The organism is Bradyrhizobium sp. STM 3809 (assembly GCF_000239795.1).
Classification (GTDB): Bacteria; Pseudomonadota; Alphaproteobacteria; order Rhizobiales; family Xanthobacteraceae; genus Bradyrhizobium.
The window spans coordinates 1-17,051 of sequence record NZ_CAFJ01000278.1; the positions used below are offsets into that span (position 1 = coordinate 1).

General features: G+C 66.9%; 13 protein-coding genes. 8 read left to right on the forward strand and 5 right to left on the reverse strand.

What is annotated here, in order from left to right; all coding sequences use genetic code 11:
• Window positions 1-128: 128 nt before the first annotated feature.
• On the reverse strand, window positions 129-401 hold the full coding sequence (locus tag BRAS3809_RS15685; RefSeq protein ID WP_008963093.1) for a phosphopantetheine-binding protein: 273 nt from the start codon (window positions 399-401) through the stop codon (window positions 129-131).
• 303 nt (window positions 402-704) lie between these two features.
• Between BRAS3809_RS15685 and BRAS3809_RS15690 the strand changes: the two genes are divergently transcribed.
• Genes BRAS3809_RS15690 through BRAS3809_RS15700 form a run of 3 tightly spaced genes read left to right on the forward strand, consistent with a single transcriptional unit; the run spans window position 705 to window position 3,847 of the window.
• Window positions 705-1,928: an acyl-CoA dehydrogenase family protein gene (locus BRAS3809_RS15690; RefSeq protein ID WP_035656412.1), complete on the forward strand. Its 1,224-nt coding sequence runs from the start codon at window positions 705-707 to the stop codon at window positions 1,926-1,928.
• A gap of 41 nt (window positions 1,929-1,969) precedes the next feature.
• Window positions 1,970-2,932: an amino acid--[acyl-carrier-protein] ligase gene (locus tag BRAS3809_RS15695; protein ID WP_008963095.1), complete on the forward strand. Its 963-nt coding sequence runs from the start codon at window positions 1,970-1,972 to the stop codon at window positions 2,930-2,932.
• Window positions 2,933-2,965: 33 nt separating this feature from the next.
• Window positions 2,966-3,847, forward strand: a complete 882-nt coding sequence (locus tag BRAS3809_RS15700; RefSeq protein ID WP_008963096.1) for a hypothetical protein — start codon at window positions 2,966-2,968, stop codon at window positions 3,845-3,847.
• A 1-nt stretch (window position 3,848) separates the two neighbouring features.
• On the opposite strand, the gene BRAS3809_RS15705 is transcribed toward BRAS3809_RS15700, so the two are convergent.
• Window positions 3,849-4,736, reverse strand: coding sequence for a branched-chain amino acid aminotransferase (locus BRAS3809_RS15705; RefSeq protein WP_008963097.1), 888 nt, complete (start codon window positions 4,734-4,736; stop codon window positions 3,849-3,851).
• Window positions 4,737-4,865: 129 nt separating this feature from the next.
• On the opposite strand from BRAS3809_RS15705, the gene BRAS3809_RS15710 reads away from it, so the two are divergent.
• The 3 genes from BRAS3809_RS15710 to metA all read left to right on the forward strand — a co-directional run bounded on the left by BRAS3809_RS15710 (window position 4,866) and on the right by metA (window position 8,274).
• Entirely contained in the window at window positions 4,866-5,837 is a 972-nt protein-coding gene (locus BRAS3809_RS15710) for an alpha/beta hydrolase (RefSeq protein ID WP_008963098.1), read from the forward strand.
• 148 nt (window positions 5,838-5,985) lie between these two features.
• The gene (locus BRAS3809_RS15715) at window positions 5,986-7,284 is read left to right on the forward strand and encodes an O-acetylhomoserine aminocarboxypropyltransferase/cysteine synthase family protein (RefSeq protein ID WP_008963099.1); all 1,299 of its coding nucleotides are present in this window, start codon (window positions 5,986-5,988) and stop codon (window positions 7,282-7,284) included.
• A 12-nt stretch (window positions 7,285-7,296) separates the two neighbouring features.
• Window positions 7,297-8,274, forward strand: a complete 978-nt coding sequence (gene metA / locus BRAS3809_RS15720; protein ID WP_008963100.1) for a homoserine O-succinyltransferase MetA — start codon at window positions 7,297-7,299, stop codon at window positions 8,272-8,274.
• 12 nt (window positions 8,275-8,286) lie between these two features.
• Here metA and putA read toward each other — a convergent pair whose 3' ends face one another.
• Window positions 8,287-11,382, reverse strand: coding sequence for a bifunctional proline dehydrogenase/L-glutamate gamma-semialdehyde dehydrogenase PutA (gene putA, locus BRAS3809_RS15725; protein WP_008963101.1), 3,096 nt, complete (start codon window positions 11,380-11,382; stop codon window positions 8,287-8,289).
• 104 nt (window positions 11,383-11,486) lie between these two features.
• On the opposite strand from putA, the gene BRAS3809_RS15730 reads away from it, so the two are divergent.
• Together BRAS3809_RS15730 and BRAS3809_RS15735 are read left to right on the forward strand one after the other, a co-directional pair.
• Window positions 11,487-12,728: a DUF763 domain-containing protein gene (locus tag BRAS3809_RS15730; protein WP_008963102.1), complete on the forward strand. Its 1,242-nt coding sequence runs from the start codon at window positions 11,487-11,489 to the stop codon at window positions 12,726-12,728.
• Between the two features lie 4 nt (window positions 12,729-12,732).
• A complete protein-coding gene (locus BRAS3809_RS15735; RefSeq protein WP_008963103.1) occupies window positions 12,733-13,194 on the forward strand; it encodes an NUDIX hydrolase in 462 nt (153 codons plus the stop codon).
• A 24-nt stretch (window positions 13,195-13,218) separates the two neighbouring features.
• Here BRAS3809_RS15735 and BRAS3809_RS15740 read toward each other — a convergent pair whose 3' ends face one another.
• Together BRAS3809_RS15740 and BRAS3809_RS15745 are read right to left on the reverse strand one after the other, a co-directional pair.
• Window positions 13,219-14,916 (reverse strand): methyl-accepting chemotaxis protein, encoded by a 1,698-nt coding sequence (locus tag BRAS3809_RS15740; protein ID WP_008963104.1) that lies wholly within the window; start codon window positions 14,914-14,916, stop codon window positions 13,219-13,221.
• 810 nt (window positions 14,917-15,726) lie between these two features.
• Window positions 15,727-16,932 (reverse strand): MFS transporter, encoded by a 1,206-nt coding sequence (locus BRAS3809_RS15745; protein WP_008963105.1) that lies wholly within the window; start codon window positions 16,930-16,932, stop codon window positions 15,727-15,729.
• Between the last annotated feature and the right edge of the window lie 119 nt (window positions 16,933-17,051).

A 17,051-nucleotide genomic window follows, 5' to 3' on the forward strand; every position in this document is an offset into this window, starting at 1 on the left:
AGATCATAGATGCCCGATCCGCCGATAATGCCAAGCACAGCTTTCGTCATGACGTCCCCATCTCCAGCGGAGACGAGAATGCCAGTTTTGAACCGTATTGAAAACCGTGGTGACGGCCGCGAGCGGCCTCAGGCTGCCTTTGCCGCAGCCAGTTGCCCCGCCACAAGACGCTCGAGGCTCGCAACGGACTGAAAGTTCTCCGGCGTGATGAGCTCCTGCGGAATCGTGAAATCGAACTCCGCCTCGATCGCCAGCATCAGGTTGACCATGTCCATCGAGGTCAGACCGACATCGACGAGCTTCGCGTCGATCGGCACATCGGCGGAGATTGAATTCTGCGCGAGAATGTCACGCACCAGCGCGATGACTCGGCTGCTGATGTCGGCTTGGAAATTCGGCATGCCCAACTCTCTTCATTTCAATACGCTCAAAGAGATTTAACGCGGTCGGCTGCAAAAAGGATTACGCACTGCATCCGCGACATTGGTGAATTCGCTTTAACACTAACGCGTTCGAGAGATTCCTCTCGATCAAAACAACTCGGAATTAACCCCTGCCCCGGGATTCCACGGCGTTTACCCTGAATTTCGTCGACGCATTTGAATCAAATCCATACCCTGCGTTGTAGTGCAGGACATCGATGCGCGTGACGAACTCCACGTGCCGGTCTCTCAACAAGGCAACATCCGGAGCACAGATCGGTCATGACACTTCAGGGAACCGCGCTTCGCAGCCACTCCGACGACGGCGAAAGCCTGTTGCTCGATCGCAGCTCGCTGTTTGTCCAACGCACGAACGCGGTCGTCGCCCAGGCTGCGGCCGAGGCAGAGGAGGTCGACCGCGCCGGACGTTTCCCGAAGGCCGCGATCGACGCCGCGCGCGAGCACAAGCTGCTCGGCATGCAAATCCCCGTCGAGTTCGGCGGCTTCGGCGCCTCGATCCACGACGTCGCCGATGTCTGCTACGCGCTCGGCCGCGCCTGCGCCTCGAGCGCCATGATCTTCGCCATGCACCAGACCAAGGTCGCCTGCCTGGTGCGCCATGGCCGAGGCAATGCCTACATGGAATCGCTGATGCGCCGCATCGCTGCCGAGCAATTGCTGATGGCGTCCTCGACGACCGAAGGACAGAACGGCGGCAACATCCGCGCCAGTGCCGCGGCCGTCGGCCATGACGGCGATCGCATCACTCTGTTGCGCGACGCCACCGTCATTTCCTACGGCGCCGAGGCCGACGGCCTCGTCACCATCGCCCGTCGCGCTGACGGCGCCGCCGCCTCCGATCAGGTTCTGCTGGCCCTCACCAAGGACGACTACACGATCACGCGCACCCTCGGATGGGAGACCCTGGGCATGCGCGGCACGTGCTCGACCGGCTTCGAGCTCAAGGTGGATTGTCCGTCCGACCGCATGTTCCCCGAAGCCTATGACCGCATCCACGCCCAGACCATGACGCCGTTCGCGCATCTGTGCTGGTCGTCGGCCTGGGCCGGCATCGCCGCCGCGGCGGTCCAGCGCGCGCAGAAGTTCCTTCGCAAGGCCGCTCGCGGCGCCGGCGGACAGATGCCGCCGGCTGCGGCGCACTACACCGCAGCGAAGATGGCGCTGGCGCGCCTGCGCGCCATGATCGTCACCACCATGGATGCGTTCGCCGCGCACGAATATGACGAGCGGGCGCTGAGCTCGCTCGACTTCCAGTCGACGATCACACTTCTCAAGGTGCAGGCCTCCGAGCTTGCGGTCGAGACCGTGATGCATGCGATGCGGGCCTGCGGCCTGTCCGGCTACCGCAACGATGGCGAGTTCTCGATCGGCCGGCATCTCCGCGACGTGCTGTCGGCGCCGATCATGATCAACAACGACCGCATCCTGACCAACATCGCCACCGCCAATCTGATGAGCGCGGTGCCCGCCTCGCTCTACGAATGATCGCGCCTTAGTAAGCTTTGCTTCCACCTGGGATTTCAAGAATGACCATTCCCGTTCTGCCGCAGTCGCCCGAGATTGCCCCTCAGCCGGTCGACGCCCTGGATCATCTCACCGACGCGCTGTTCCATCGCATGGGAGCGGACGGCGTCTACGCGCGCACTTCCCTGTATGAAGGCGTGGTGGAGCAGCTCGCTGCGCTGATCACGCGGAACCGCGAGCCGGGCACCGAGGTGATGCGCTTCCCGCCGGTGATGAGCCGGGCGCAGCTGGAGAAATCGGGCTATCTGAAGAGCTTCCCCAATTTGCTCGGCTGCGTTTGCGGCCTGCATGGCACCGAACGCGACATCCACGAGGCCGTCGCCCGCTTCGACAAAGGCGGCGACTGGACGACCTCGTTGTCGCCGGCTGATCTCGTGCTGTCGCCGGCCGCCTGCTATCCGGTATATCCGATCGCGGCCAGCCGCGGTGCGTTGCCGGTCGGCGGCCTTCGCTTCGATGTCGCCGCGGACTGCTTCCGCCGCGAGCCGTCGCGCCATCTCGACCGGCTGCAGTCGTTCCGGATGCGCGAATATGTCTGCATCGGCACGCCCGACGACGTCTCCGCCTTCCGCGACCGCTGGATGACGAAGGCGCAGGCGATCGCGCGGGATCTCGGCCTGTCCTTCCGCGTCGATCACGCCAGCGATCCGTTCTTCGGCCGCGTCGGCCAGATGAAGGCGGTCAGCCAGAAGCAGCAGTCGCTGAAGTTCGAGCTGCTGGTGCCGCTGCGCTCCGAGGAGCAGCCGACGGCGTGCATGAGCTTCAACTATCACCGCGAACATTTCGGCACGACCTGGGGCATCGCCGACGCCGATGGCGCACCGGCCCACACCGGCTGCGTCGCCTTCGGGATGGACCGCCTCGCCGTCGCGCTGTTCCACACCCACGGCATCGACCTCGCGCGCTGGCCCTCGCGCGTCCGCGAGGCGCTGCGGCTGGAGCGCCAGCCGGACACGGTCGGCTGACGCAACCAACCCTGGGAGTCCGCAGGACAGCTCATGACCGCGCTCAAGCCGCTGATCCGGTGCCGCGAGATCGGAGACCCCGATCTGGACGCGGTCGCCGATCTGCTCGCGCGCGGCTTCCCCCGGCGATCCCGCGGCTACTGGTCGGCGGGCCTGCATCGGCAGCGGACGCGAGCGGTGCCCGCAGGCTATCCTCGCTACGGCTATCTGCTCGAGAATGATGGCCATCCCGTCGGCGTGCTGCTGCTGATCTACGGAGATCGTGGCTCCGCCTCGCGGCCTGAGATCTGGTGCAACCTGTCGAGCTGGTATGTCGAGCCTGCGTTTCGCAATTTTGCGACCATGCTCACCCGGATCGCACAGCGCTTGCCGGAGGTCACCTACGTCAACATCAGCGCGGCGCGTCAGACCTGGCCGATCATCGAGGCGCAGGGATTTCGCGCGTATTGCAAGGGTCTGTTCTTTTCGGTGCCAGCGCTGTCCTTCGCAGGCTTGGAGGCCAGGATCGAGCAGGTCACCGCGCAGGCCGCACCGCCGGATGGACTCCCCCGCGACGAAGCCGAGCTGCTCATCCGCCACGCGGGCTATGGCTGCCTCAGCATCGTGGTCAGATCGAACTCCGGAGCGGTTCCGCTGGTGCTGCAGCAGGCCCGCATCCGCCAGGGACGCTTCGCGTTGCCCGCGATGCAGCTCGTCTACTGCCGCGACATCTCCGACTACGTCGCCTGCGCCGGTGCGGTCGGACGCTATCTGCTGCCTCGCGGCTATGTGTCCGTGATGATCGACGCCGACGGACCGGTGCGCGGTCTGGTCGGCCTCTACACCGAGCGGCGCGGCCGGAAGTACATCAAGGGACCGCAGCCGGCGCGGCTCGGCGATCTCAGCGACACCGAGCTTCCGCTCTATGGCGCCTGACCTACGCGGCGGCCCTGACGGCATGCGCATAGTCCCAATACAGCCGGCGCGCCCGGCTGAACACCGGACCGATCGGCAGCGTCCTGTCGTCGATGCGAATGACCGGGGCGACCTTGGCGAAATTGCCCGATGAGAAGATCTCGTCCGCCTTCACGAAATCCTCGTAGCGCAGCGTCGTCTCGACCACGCCGATACCATCCCCGCGCAGCAGCTCGATCACGCGCTGGCGGGTGATGCCGTTGAGGAAGGTGCCGTTCGGCACCGGCGTGAAGACGACGCCGTCCTTGACCATGAACACGTTGGCATTGCCGAACTCGGCGACGTTGCCGAGCAGATCGAGCATCAGGCAATTGTTGAAGCCGCGCGACGCCGCCTCGATCAGCGCGCGCGAATTGTTGGGATAGAGGCAGGCCGCCTTGGCATCGACCGGCGCGCATTCGGCGGTCGGCCGGCGGAACGGCGACAGCGTGATCGCATTGCCCGTCGGCTGCGGCATCGGCGCCTCATAGATGCAAAGGCACCAGTTGGTGGTCTCGGGATCGAACAGCACGCCGCCGCCGGCGCCATGCTGTGCCCAATACATCGGGCGGATGTAGAGCTCCGCATGGGCACCGAAGCGCGCGATGCCGTCGCGCGCCAGCCCCAGCCAAGTGTCGACGTCGACCACCGGCTTGAGCCGGAAACTGAGCGCCGATTGATTGACCCGCGCGCAGTGCCGGTCGAGATCGGGCGTGACGCCCTCGAAGGCCCGCGCACCATCGAACACTGTCGACGCCAGCCAGGTCGCGTGGGTCCGCACGCCCATGACCGGCGCGTTGCCCTCGCGCCAGTCGCCGTCGAAGAACGTCCAGGTCTGCGAATAGCTGACGGGCTTGACAATATGGGTCATGACGAGGCTCCCGGTCGACGGACATCGATCCTGCCGTTCTGACGTGGAGATTTTAAGGATCTCCTCGCTCACGATCGATTCAAGTTTGACTGGCAGAATGGCTGACGCCTTGGTTAATCTGGAACCCCCATGCCGCTCGACCCTCGCGCCCAGCGCCTGCTTTCGATGCTGGCCGCTGCTGCGCCGGCAGATCGCAAGCGTCCGAGTCCCGAACAGCGCCGTCAGTCGCTCGCGAAACTGATGCAGTTCTCGCGCAACGATGTCGGTCCGGTTACGACGAGAGACGGGCGCTGCTATGGTCCGACGGGGGCTCTGCACTACCGGATGTATACGCCTGCGCCGGCCGGCGAACTCGCCCAGTACGATGACGGTGCACTGCTTCCAGGCTTCGTGTATTTTCATGGCGGTGGACTCGTAGCGGGCAGCATCGACACTCATGACAACGTCGCCGCGGCCCTTGCTGCGGCCTCGGGATGCCGATTGCTCTCCTTCGACTATCGTCTCGCGCCGGAGCATAAGTTCCCCGCAGCGGTCGATGATGCGCTTGCCGCGGTGGAGTTCGTCATCCGTCACGGCGCTCTGCTCGGCGTCGACAGCAACAGAGTCGTGATCGGAGGCGATTCCGCAGGCGCCACGCTCGCGGCCTTTCTCTGCCAGTACGCGGCCATCGTCGGCGGCCCCAGGATTTCCGCGCAATGCCTGATCTGTCCGGTGCTGGATTTCTCGGAACCTTGGCCATCGCGCGAAATGTTCGGGACCGGCTACCTGCTCGACAAGGCCACATGGGAGGCTGACCTCGCCGACTACCTGGCGCCGGATATCCCTCTCGATGAGCCGGTCGTTTCGCCGTTGAGCAATCCCGTCCTCATCGGATTGCCCCCCGCCGTTATCCATACCGCCGAATTCGATCCGATGCGCGACGAGGGCAATGCCTACGCGGTGCGGCTCGCCGACGCCGGCGTCAGTGTCGCGCATGTCTGCCACGAGGGCATGGTTCACAATTTCCACGCGCTCGGCGCGCTGCTTCCGCAGGCGAAGCCGGCGCTCGAACTGATCGGGCATCAACTCCGATCCTTCCTGGACGTTTCGGTTCCGCATTAATTCGACATTTATCGATGAGGTCTCGTTAGGGTTATTTCGTCGTTGTTGTCGCGAATTATGGACCGCTTTACGCCTGCCCTCCTACAACATCGTACTCGCGGATGACGTGCAGCCCGCTTCGTTGAGCGAAGCGGGATGGAGATTGCCGATGCGGAACGAGACGATTGCAATCCACGCCGGCTACGAGCCTGAGGGCACGACCAAGGCCGTTGCGGTTCCGATCTACCAGACCGCAGCCTATGCATTCGACAGCGCCGATCATGGCGCCGCCTTGTTCAATCTCGAAGTCGAAGGCTATCGCTACAGCCGCATCTCCAACCCCACCACGGCCGTGCTCGAAAAGCGCGTCGCCGAGCTCGAAGGCGGCGTCGGCGCCCTCGCCGTCGGAACCGGCCAAGCCGCGCTGCATTTCGCCTTCGTCAATCTTGCGGACGGCGGCGGCAACATCGTCTCGGTGCCGCAGCTCTACGGCACGACGCACACGCTGCTTGGCCACATCCTGCCGCGCCAGGGCATCGCCGGGCACTTCGCCGAGAGCGACCAGCCCGATGCGATCGAGCGGCTGATCGATCAGAACACCAAGGCGGTGTTCGCCGAGACGATCGGCAATCCCGCCGGCAATATCTGCGACATCGAGGCGCTGGCGAAGGTCGCGCACCGCAACGGCGTGCCGCTGATCGTCGACAACACGGTCGCCACCCCGATTCTGTTGCGGCCGTTCGACTACGGCGCCGACATCGCCGTGCACTCGCTGACCAAGTTCCTCGGCGGCCACGGCACCACCCTGGGCGGCATACTCGTCGACAGCGGCAACTTTCCCTGGAAGGATCACGCCGACCGTTTTCCGGCGTTCAGCCAGCCCGACACGTCCTATCACGGCATGGTCTACACCGAGCATTTCGGCCGCAGCGCCTACATCCAGCGCGCACGCAGCGTTTATCAGCGGACCATGGGTGCGGTGCTGTCGCCGTTCAACGCCTTCCTCCTGCTGCAGGGCATCGAGACGGTGGCGCTGCGCATGGAGCGCCACGTCGAGAACGCGCGCAAGGTCGCTGAATTCCTCCGCAACGATCCACGCGTCGCGTGGGTCAACTACGCGGGCTTTTCCGACAGTCCCTACTATCCCCTGGTGCAGAAATATCTCGACGGCCGCGCCTCGTCGCTGTTCACGTTCGGGATCAAGGGCGGCATGGAGGCCGGCAAGGCATTCTACGACGCGCTCAAGCTGATCACGCGGCTCGTCAATATCGGCGACGCCAAGTCGCTGGCGTGTCATCCGGCCTCGACGACGCATCGGCAGATGCCGCCGGAGGACCAGCGCAAGGCCGGCGTGCTGCCGGAGGCGATCCGGCTGTCGATCGGCATCGAGCACATCAGCGACATCATCGCGGATCTCGACCAGGCGCTGGCGCAGGCCTGCCCGCGTCAGCTGGATGCCGCGGAGTAGAGCGCTCGACCAATGACCCTGCTGTTCGACAGAGATCGCAGGATCACCAGCCCTGCTCTCGTGCCCGCCGGCGGCGAGCGTCGCGTGCGCGACCCGATCGAGCTGACGATCGGGCTGGTCAACAACATGCCGGACAGCGCGCTGAAGGCGACCGACGTCCAGATCGCGCGTCTGCTGCAGCAATCGGCGCCACGCCATGTCCGCATCCGCCTGCACGGCTTCTCGCTGCCGTCGATCGCCCGCTCGCCGGCGGCGAACAACCATGTCGCGCAGACCTATACCGACCTCGACCGGCTGGATGGCCTTGGGATCGACGGCCTCATCGTCACCGGCGCCGAGCCGGTTGCGGCGCGGCTGAACGACGAGCCGTATTGGCCGGAGCTCACCTCGATCATCGACTGGGCCAGGACCAACACGCGCTCGACGATCTGGTCGTGTCTCGCCGCACATGCCGCCGTGCTGCACCTCGACGGCATCGAGCGGCAGCGCCTGGCCTCCAAGTGCTCCGGCATCTTCGATTGCGTGAAGGTGCAGGACGACTGGCTCACGCGCGGCATCGACACGCCCCTGCAGGTGCCGCATTCGCGACTCAACGCCGTCAACGAGCCGCTTCTGGCGGAGCGTGGCTACGACATCCTGACCCGGTCCGCCGAGATCGGCGTCGACATCTTCGCGCGCGCGATGCCCAGCCGCTTCGTGTTCTTCCAGGGCCATCCCGAATATGACGCGCTGTCGTTGCAGCGTGAATATATGCGCGACATCGCGCGGTATCTCGCCGGGCAGCGCGACGACTATCCGCGGGTGCCGAAATCCTATTTCAGCGCGGAGACCGAGGCGGTGCTGAACGCGTTCGAGCTGCACGCCAGGGCGCGACGCGATCCGACGCTGGCGGCCGAGCTGCCGGGCCTCACGCTTCGATCCGATCTTGCGGCCGGCCATGCCGCAAGACTTCTGTTCAGGAACTGGATCGGCTTTCTCGCCGGCGCCTAGCGCCATCCCCTGTCATCCCTTCTCGCCCAGCGAGGCCAGCGCGGCGTTGCCGCCGGCCGCGGCGGTGTTGATCGTCACCGTCTGCTCCGTGGCGAACCGCGCGAGATAATGCGGACCGCCCGCCTTCGGTCCCGTGCCGGACAGCCCGCAGCCGCCGAACGGCTGCACGCCGACGACGGCGCCGATCATGTTGCGGTTGACGTAGATATTGCCGATCGGCAGCTGGCCGACGCGGTCGGCGAGCTGGCCGATACGCGAATGCAGACCGAAGGTCAGGCCGTAGCCGCTCGCTTCGATCGCATGCAGCATGCGTTCGAGATCATCGCCGCGATAGCGCACGACATGCAGCACCGGGCCGAACACCTCCTGCTCCAGATCGTCGGGCCGCTGCAGCTCGAAGACATGCGGCGCCACGAAGCAGCCGGCGTCTGGCGCGGCGCCTGCGTAGTGCAACCGGGCGGTGGCCTTCATTCGCGCGATGTGCTGATCCAGCCGCGCCTTGGCCTCCGCGTCGATCACCGGACCGATGTGAGTTGACGCGTCCCGTGGATCGCCGATCCGCAACTCGCGCGCGGCGCCGGTGATCATCGCGATGATGTCGTCGGCGACATCGTCCTGCACACACAGCAGCCGCAGCGCCGAGCAGCGCTGGCCGGCCGAGCGGAAGGCCGAGGCGACGACATCGTCGGTGACCTGCTCGGCAAGGGCCGTCGAGTCGACCAGGATCGCGTTGATGCCGCCGGTCTCCGCGATCAGCGGCAGGATCGGACCCTTGCGGTTGGCGAGCGCGATGTTGATCGCGCGCGCGGTCTCGTAGGAGCCGGTGAAGACCACGCCGGCGATCGCCGGATGATTGACCAGACGGGCGCCGATCGTCCCATCGCCAGGGACGAGCTGCAAAGCCGAGGCCGCAACGCCGGCCTCGTGCAGCAGCCGAACCGTCTCGGCGGCGATCAACGGCGTCTGCTCGGCCGGCTTGGCGACGACGGCGTTGCCGGCCATTAAAGCCGCCGCGATCTGTCCGATGAAGATCGCGAGCGGGAAATTCCACGGCGAGATCGCGACGAAGACGCCGCGGGCGCGCAGCCGCAGCGCGTTCGACTCTCCGGTGGGCCCTGGCAGGCCGAGCTCGGCGCCGAACAGTTTCTCGCCTTCGGCGGCATAGTAGCGGCAGAAGTCCACTGCCTCCCGGATCTCGGCGAGGGCATCGTCGACGGTCTTGCCGGCTTCGACAGCCAGGAGATGGATGAGGCGCGCCCGGCGCTGCTCGATGCTATCGGCCGCCCGCCGCAGCGCCTTGGCGCGCTGAGCGGCGGTCGTCTGGCGCCAGGAGATCAGGCCGCCGACGGCAGCAGCCACGGCATGGTCAGCGACGGCAGCATCGGCTTCGATGACGGTGCCAGCCACGAGGCCTGGATCGAAGGGACTGATGACGTGGCGAGACGGTCCGTGCCGGGGGACGCCGTCGATGATCGGCCCGGCTGTGGCGGGTGCGGTGCCGGCCCGCGCGATCTCGGCACGCAAGGCACTCAGCGAGGCGTGATGGCCGAGTTCGATGCCCTGCGAATTGCGGCGAGACGGACCATAAAGATCGCGCGGCCGCACGATATGCGGATGGCGCGCGGCCTCGGGCCTGCCGATGATCTCGGCCTCGCTCATCACGAGCTGATCGATCGGCACGTTCGGATCGGCCGCGACCGAGACGAAGGAGGAGTTGGCGCCGTTCTCGAGCAGGCGGCGGACGAGATAAGCGAGGAGATCGCGATGCTGCCCGACGGGCGCATAGGTCCGGCAGGCGATGTCGGGATGCAGCTCACGCAAGCTCGCATAGAGCGGGTCGCCCATGCCGTGCAGGCGCTGGAACTCGTAGCCGCCGCTGCCGCCGGCGTCGTGGACGATATGCGCGACGGTCAGCGCGTTGTGGGTCGCGAATTGCGGGAAGATGCGAGTGCGCTGCGCCAGGAGCTGCCGCGCGCAGGCGAGGTAGTTCAGGTCGGTCATCGCCTTGCGCGTGAACACCGGGTAGTCGTCGAGCCCGCGCTCCTGCGCGCGCTTGATCTCGGTGTCCCAATAAGCGCCCTTGACCAGCCGGACCATGAAACGGCGATCATGGGTTGCGGCGAGATCCGCGATGAAGGCGATGACCTTCTCGGCGCGCTTCTGATAGGCCTGGATGGCCAAGCCAAATCCGTCCCAACCGGCGAGCGCGGGATCGGCCACGACGCGCGCGATCACCGCCATCGAGAGATCGAGCCGGTCGGCCTCCTCGGCATCGACGGTGAAGTTCAGGTCGTATGATTTGGCTCGCCGGGCGAGATCGACGACCACAGGCACAAGCTCGCGCAGCACGCGCTCGCGGCTGATCTCCTCGTAGCGGGGATGCAGCGCCGACAGCTTCACCGAGATGCCCGGACGTTCCGGCAGCGCCGCGTTGCCTGCGGCGCGCCCGATCGCGTCGATCGCCGCCGCGTAGGACCGCCGGTAGCGCTCGGCATCGGCGGCGGTGAGGGCGCCTTCGCCGAGCATGTCAAACGAGTAGCGGAACAGCCGGCCGCTGCCCGAATTGGCCCGGTCGAGTGCCTGGCCGATCGTCTCGCCCAGCACGAAATGGCTGCCGAGCAGCTTCATCGCCTGCCGGGCCGCGGTGCGCACCGTCGGCAATCCCAGGCGGCGTGCCAGGCCGGCCACCACGCTCTCCGGCGTTTCGCCCGGCGCGATCACGCGCGCGGCGAGGCCGAGCGCCCAGGCTGACGCGGTGACCAGCGGGGTGTGCGATTTCACCTCGTGATGCAGGAAGTCGCTGCGGCCGAGCTTGTCCTCGATCAGCCGGTCCGCGGTGTCGTCGCCGGGCACCCGCAGCAGCGCCTCGGCGAGCACCATCAGGGCGAGGCCCTCGTTGGTCGAGAGCGAATACTCCTGAAGAAAGTCGTCGATGCCGCCGAAGCGCGAGGCCTTGGCGCGGAGACCCTCGATCAGCCGCCGCGCCAAAGCCTTCACGGCCGGAAGATCGGCGCCGTCCTGGGTACGCAGCAGGCGGTCGGCGATGGCGACGTCGTCCTCGGCATAGGGCGGCGAGAAGACCGGTTCGGCTGGCTGCGCGTGGGTCATACGGCGTCGTGCTCCGAGAGCGTGCCCGCAGCGACCAACTTTGTGGCCCATCGCGGCACGCCGTCTGATACATTGGCGCGGCAGTTCCCGAGCGCAAGGATTCCATGGCCCGACGCACCGGCAGCGCCGATCTTCCGCTCCATTCCGGGCGCGTCCCGGCCTGGCTCGGCACGCGCATGTCCGCGCTCGGCGCCATCATCACGCAGGCGATCGTGCATCATTACGGCCGCGACGAATTCCTGGCGCGGCTGTCGCATCCGTTCTGGTTCCAGTCGTTCGGCGCCGTGATGGGCATGGACTGGCATTCCTCGGGCATCACCACCAGCGTGATCGGCGCGCTCAAGCGCGGGCTGAAGCCGCTGTCTCCGGAGTTCGGCATCTACGTCTGCGGCGGCCGCGGCGAGCATTCGCGCAAGACGCCCGACGAGCTGCGCCTGCTCAGCGACCGGCTCGGCCTCGACGGCGAGGGTCTGGTGCGCACCAGCAAGCTGGTCGCCAAGGTCGACAGCGCCGCCGTGCAGGACGGCTTCGACCTCTATCTGCACGGCTTCTTCGTCACCGCCGACGGCAAATGGACCGTCGTGCAGCAGGGCATGAACGGCGAGGCGCGCCAGGCCCGGCGCTATCACTGGCACTCGCCCGACATTGCCGACTTCGTCGATGCGCCACACAGCGCGATCGATGGGCCGGTGCAGGGCGAGATCGTCAATCTCACCGACAAGCGGGCGGCACCGTCGCGGAGCGCCCAGCTCGAGCTGCTGACCGAGCTCGGCCCCGATCGCCTCGTCACCGAATTCGAGCGGCTGAGCATGCCGGAGCCGGCGCAGGCGCTGCTGCCGCATCTGATCATGCCCGCGCATCACGATGTCAGGCCGAAGGACGTGTTCGCCCGCCGGCTGCACGGCACGCTCGCCGCCGCGGCCGAGCGTGGCCCGGTCGACTTTCCCGAGCTGCTGCTGACACCCGGCGTCGGCGCGCGCACGGTGCGCTCGCTGGCGATGGTCGCCGAGGTCGTGCATGGCGCGCCGTATCGCTTCACGGATCCGGCGCGGTTCTCGCTCGCGCATGGCGGCAAGGATCGGCATCCCTACCCCGTGCCCATCAAGGTCTATGACGAGACCATCCGCGTGCTTAAATCGGCGGTGACGAGCGCCAGGCTCGGCCGCGACGAGGCGATGGCGGCGCTGAAGCGGCTCGACGACCAGGCGCGGCGGCTGGAGCGCACCGCGACCGGCCCGTCGCTCGACGCCTTCATCGCCACCGAGCGCGCCGCCTCGCCGGAGCTCGACGGCCGCTCGGTGTTCGGCTGGGAGCGCGACCTGATCCAGCGCACCCGAGAGGCGTGAGCGCATGCCGGCGCGCAGCGCGGGCGTGCTCGCCTTTCGCCGCCGCCACGGCGCGCTCGAGGTGCTGCTGGTGCATCCGGGCGGCCCGTTCTGGCGCAACAAGGATCTCGGCGCGTGGTCGATCCCGAAGGGCGAGTTCGGCGCCGGCGAGTCCGCCGAGGCGGTGGCGCGGCGCGAATTGGCCGAGGAGCTCGGCACCGCGCTCACGGCGCCGCTGATCGCGCTCGGCGAGATCAGGCAGCGCGGCGGCAAGGTGGTCGAGGCGTTTGCCGCCGAGACCGATCTTGATGCCGACGCGATCGTCAGCAACAGTTTCGAGCTCGAATGGCCGCCGCGCAGCGGCCGTCTGCAGCGCTTTCCGGAGGTGGACCGCGCCGCGTGGTTCGATATCAGCGAAGCCAAGGTCCGCATTAATCCGGCACAGGCCGCGCTGCTCGATCGTCTGGTTGCGATCGGCGGAGAGTGACTTGTCACCATCCGCCGCGATCACTCAGGCCGCCCGGACGTTGCCGAGGAATCGGCCGGTCTGGCTCTTCAACTGATCCGACTGGCTGCCGAGCTGCGCCGCCGCGCTCAGCACCTGCGCCGCTGCCGCGCCGACCTGGCCCGACGCTTCGCGCACGCCGACGATGTGCTGCATGACACCCTGCGTGCCCTGCGCCGCCTGCTGCACGCTGCGGGCGATCTCCTTGGTGGCGGCGCCCTGCTCCTCGACGGCGGCGGCGATCGCGTCGGTGATCTCGTTCATCTGACCGATGGTCGCGCCGATATCGCGGATCGCGGTGACCGTGGCGCCGGTGGCATCGCGGATCGCCTCGATCTGGCTGGTGATCTCCTCGGTCGCCTTGGCGGTCTGCGCCGACAGCGCCTTGACCTCGTTGGCGACGACGGCAAAGCCCTTGCCGGCCTCGCCGGCCCGCGCCGATTCGATGGTGGCGTTCAGCGCCAAGAGATTGGTCTGGCCGGCGATGGTCTGAATCAGTGCCATGACCTCGCCGATCTTGTGGGTGGCCTGCACCAGCTTCTCGACCATCGATTCCGTCTTGGTCGCCTGGTCCACCGCGTTCTGCGCGATCGACGAGGATTGCGTGACCTGCTTGGCGATCTCCTGGATCGAGGACGACAGCTGCTCGGCCGAGGCCGACACCGTCTGCACGTTCCTGGCGGTCTGCTCGGCCGCCGCGGCCACCTTGGCGCTCTGGTCGGTCGTGCCGGAGACGATGCTCGACATCGACTGCGCCGAGACCTGCAGCTCGCCGGCCGCGCTGGTCGTGGTCTGGATCACGCCGCCGATCGAGCGCTCGAACTCGTCGGCGATCCGTGCCAGCACCGCCTGCCGCTCCTCGGCGGCGCGCTGCTTGGCCTGCTCCTGCTCGGCCCGCATGCGCTCGCTTTCGGCGAGATGATCCTTGAAGATCTGCAGGCTGCGCGCCATGCGGCCGATCTCGTTGCGGCGGCTGGTGTAGGGCACCTCGAGGCCGAGATTGCCCTTGGTCAGCTCATCCATCACGGCGCAGGTCCGATCGAGCGGCACGACGATGCCGCGGCCCAGCCAGAACGCAATGACGCCGGCCACGATCAGGCCCGCGAGCCCGCCGATACCGGCCCACATCGCGCGCTCATAGACCACCGCATCGATGTCGTCGACATAGACGCCGGCCTGGATCGCCAGCATCTTGTCGCCGCTGCCATAGGCGCCGACATAGGACATCTTCGGCAGCTCGACCTTGCCGCCGGCGCGCGGCACCTGATACTCGACGAAGCCGCCGCCGGCGCGCGCCGCGCGCACGATGTCCTGGATCAGGTACTTCTTGGTCGAATCCTGGTAGTTCCAGCGGTTGACGTTGATGTAGTCACGATTGGCGTGAACATAGGTGACGCCGGCATCGGACGGCCCGGTTCCATAGACGCCCAGATAGTCCTTGTACGGCCCCCAGCGCATCGCGCCGATCGCGGCGAAGGCCTGCTCGCGGGCCTGTTCCGGAGCCATCTTTCCGGCGGCCGCCGCGGCATCGTAAGAGCTCAGCACCTTGACGGCCGATTCCACGAGGTTGCGGACCATGGTCTGCCGCTCCTCGATGACGGTTCCACGCAGCATCAGGATCTGCATGGCGGAGACGACGAACAGCGCGATCGACATCACGGCGATGATCGCCGCCAGACGCTGATAGACAGTCAGGTGTCGCATTTTCTGATTCTCATTGCATGGACCGTATGCACGATACCAAGCGCACATTAATGGTTTGCTATCCGTCTGCGCGCATCGACCAACTAATTAGTCTCTCGTAGTCCACCGATCCGACCGCGCGAAGACGAACGCAAATACAACCGAGCACATGATCCAGATGTCGTGTGACGGACTTGACATCAGGCCGTGTCAGTCGCCGGGAACGCGGCTCCAAGCTTTCGCGGCCCACGGTTCCACGTCATCGCGACGCGCGCAGCGCCCGAGCTCTGTGCAATGAGGCCCTCGGGATCGAGGGCGCAGGGAAGACCAGGCCTCGGCTGATTCCTGCGGCCCCCGTGCGAAAAAGAATGCACGGGGCAGGAACCACAGGTTCAGCCAGAATGACCCGGCCTTCCCTGCGCAATGGTGTTACGGCTTATACGCGCTCTCCTCGGTGCACCGGGCGTGTTGGCCACCGTGTCGCGACAATGCACTGCGCTCGCGCATCGCGCTGGATACCAGCATCGGGGTATCAGGACCACGCGACTTCGCCGTCCGCGCCGGCGCCACTCGTCAGTCGGCGTCAGCGCGTCCATCGCATCCCGCCCCAACGCTCCTGACGATGCGCAGCGCCCCTCGTCGATGGGGCGGGACCGGGACAGTCAATCATAAATTCCGATAAAACGAAAGCTCGAAATTTATGCCGCCCGACGCGGGCGTCACGATGCCTTTGACGCGGCTCGCAAACTTCGTTGTCCGGCGCAGCGCGATGGCGCGCGCGATCGCCCCGCGGTCGTGTGCGTGCCCAGCCTCGTCGGGCGACTCAGCGGCTCACGGGGACGCCGTCACCCGCGACGGCCGGCGCTGCCGCAACAGCAGCAGCATCGCGACCGCGGCACAGGAGCACACCAGGCTGAGCGCCAGCGGCGCATTGCTGCCATAGCGGGTCAGGAGCTCGACCAGGATCGGGGCCGACACCGCCGACAGCGCGTTCATCGGCAGGCCGATCTGCGCCGACGCCCTGGCGAACGCCGCCTTGTCGTAGAACACCAGCGGCATGGTCGCGCGCGCCACGGCGAGCGCGCCGGTGCCGAGCCCGTAGATCAGCATGAACACGGCGATCGCGGCATGCGAGCCATGGCTCAGCATCAGCAGCAGCATCGCCGCCGGCAGCGCCAGTCCGGCGACGATCGCCGTGGTGATGCCGTCCCAGCGGCCGCCACCGAGGAAGTCGACGATTCGGGCGCTGATCTGGATCACCCCCAGCATCGAGCCGAAGCCGATCGCCTCGGCGGGCGACAGGCCTTCGGCCTTCAGCAGCTCGATCAGAACGGCACCCATCCCGAACGCGACGAAGGCGTTGAGGCCGGAGGCGCCGACCAGCAGATAGAAGGTGCTGCGCGCCGGCGTCGCGGCTGGGGCCGGGGCGGCCGCGCCCGAATCGGACGGCAGATGATCATGGACGCGGCGCGGCAGCAGGAACACGAACAGCGGCAGCGAGACCAGAAGCAGCAGGCCGGCATAGGCGAGGCAGGTACTGCGCCAGCCGATATGTGCCGAGAGTGCCGAGGTGACCGGCCAAAAGATGCTGCTCGACAGGCCCGTGACCAGCATCAGCGCGCCGATCGCCCGGCCCGCGCGCCGGCCGGCGATCTCGTTGAGCACGATGTAGGACGCGGTCGAGAGCGTCGCGCTGCCGGCAATGCCGAGCAGCAGCCACGCCGCATAATAAGTGAGCGGCCCTTGCGCGACCGACAGCAGCACATAGCCGGGGGCCGCCAGCACGGTGCCCGCGATCATGACGCGGCGGCCGCCCTGCTTGACGAACGGCCGCGCCAGCAGCGGCGAGCACAGGCCCATCGACATGTACAGCACCGTCGTGCTGGCGAAGATCGCGGTCAGGTCCATTTCCAGATCCGCCGCCATGGCCCGGCCGATCACCGCCGGCAGGCTGAGCGTGCCCCAGGCGATCAGCTGGGTGACGGCCAGCACGACCAGGACACGCAGGATGGAGGGATCGGCGATGACGGGCGGCATGGGGAATAGGGGGCACTGAGAAAGGCACGGACGCCACGCGCGGCGCGAGAAATTCTTTTAAAGCATTCCTGCCTGGCCAGTTCCGCTGTTTCGGAATTGCGCCCCACTGCGGATGGGGG

What these genes read in the sequence shown, in the direction of transcription:
- BRAS3809_RS15685 (WP_008963093.1), bottom strand. Translation starts at nt 401, where the DNA reads ATGCCGAATTTCCAAGCCGACATCAGCAGCCGAGTCATCGCGCTGGTG.
- BRAS3809_RS15690 (WP_035656412.1), top strand. Translation starts at nt 705, where the DNA reads ATGACACTTCAGGGAACCGCGCTTCGCAGCCACTCCGACGACGGCGAA.
- BRAS3809_RS15695 (WP_008963095.1), top strand. Translation starts at nt 1,970, where the DNA reads ATGACCATTCCCGTTCTGCCGCAGTCGCCCGAGATTGCCCCTCAGCCG.
- BRAS3809_RS15700 (WP_008963096.1), top strand. Translation starts at nt 2,966, where the DNA reads ATGACCGCGCTCAAGCCGCTGATCCGGTGCCGCGAGATCGGAGACCCC.
- BRAS3809_RS15705 (WP_008963097.1), bottom strand. Translation starts at nt 4,736, where the DNA reads ATGACCCATATTGTCAAGCCCGTCAGCTATTCGCAGACCTGGACGTTC.
- BRAS3809_RS15710 (WP_008963098.1), top strand. Translation starts at nt 4,866, where the DNA reads ATGCCGCTCGACCCTCGCGCCCAGCGCCTGCTTTCGATGCTGGCCGCT.
- BRAS3809_RS15715 (WP_008963099.1), top strand. Translation starts at nt 5,986, where the DNA reads ATGCGGAACGAGACGATTGCAATCCACGCCGGCTACGAGCCTGAGGGC.
- metA (WP_008963100.1), top strand. Translation starts at nt 7,297, where the DNA reads ATGACCCTGCTGTTCGACAGAGATCGCAGGATCACCAGCCCTGCTCTC.
- putA (WP_008963101.1), bottom strand. Translation starts at nt 11,382, where the DNA reads ATGACCCACGCGCAGCCAGCCGAACCGGTCTTCTCGCCGCCCTATGCC.
- BRAS3809_RS15730 (WP_008963102.1), top strand. Translation starts at nt 11,487, where the DNA reads ATGGCCCGACGCACCGGCAGCGCCGATCTTCCGCTCCATTCCGGGCGC.
- BRAS3809_RS15735 (WP_008963103.1), top strand. Translation starts at nt 12,733, where the DNA reads ATGCCGGCGCGCAGCGCGGGCGTGCTCGCCTTTCGCCGCCGCCACGGC.
- BRAS3809_RS15740 (WP_008963104.1), bottom strand. Translation starts at nt 14,916, where the DNA reads ATGCGACACCTGACTGTCTATCAGCGTCTGGCGGCGATCATCGCCGTG.
- BRAS3809_RS15745 (WP_008963105.1), bottom strand. Translation starts at nt 16,932, where the DNA reads ATGCCGCCCGTCATCGCCGATCCCTCCATCCTGCGTGTCCTGGTCGTG.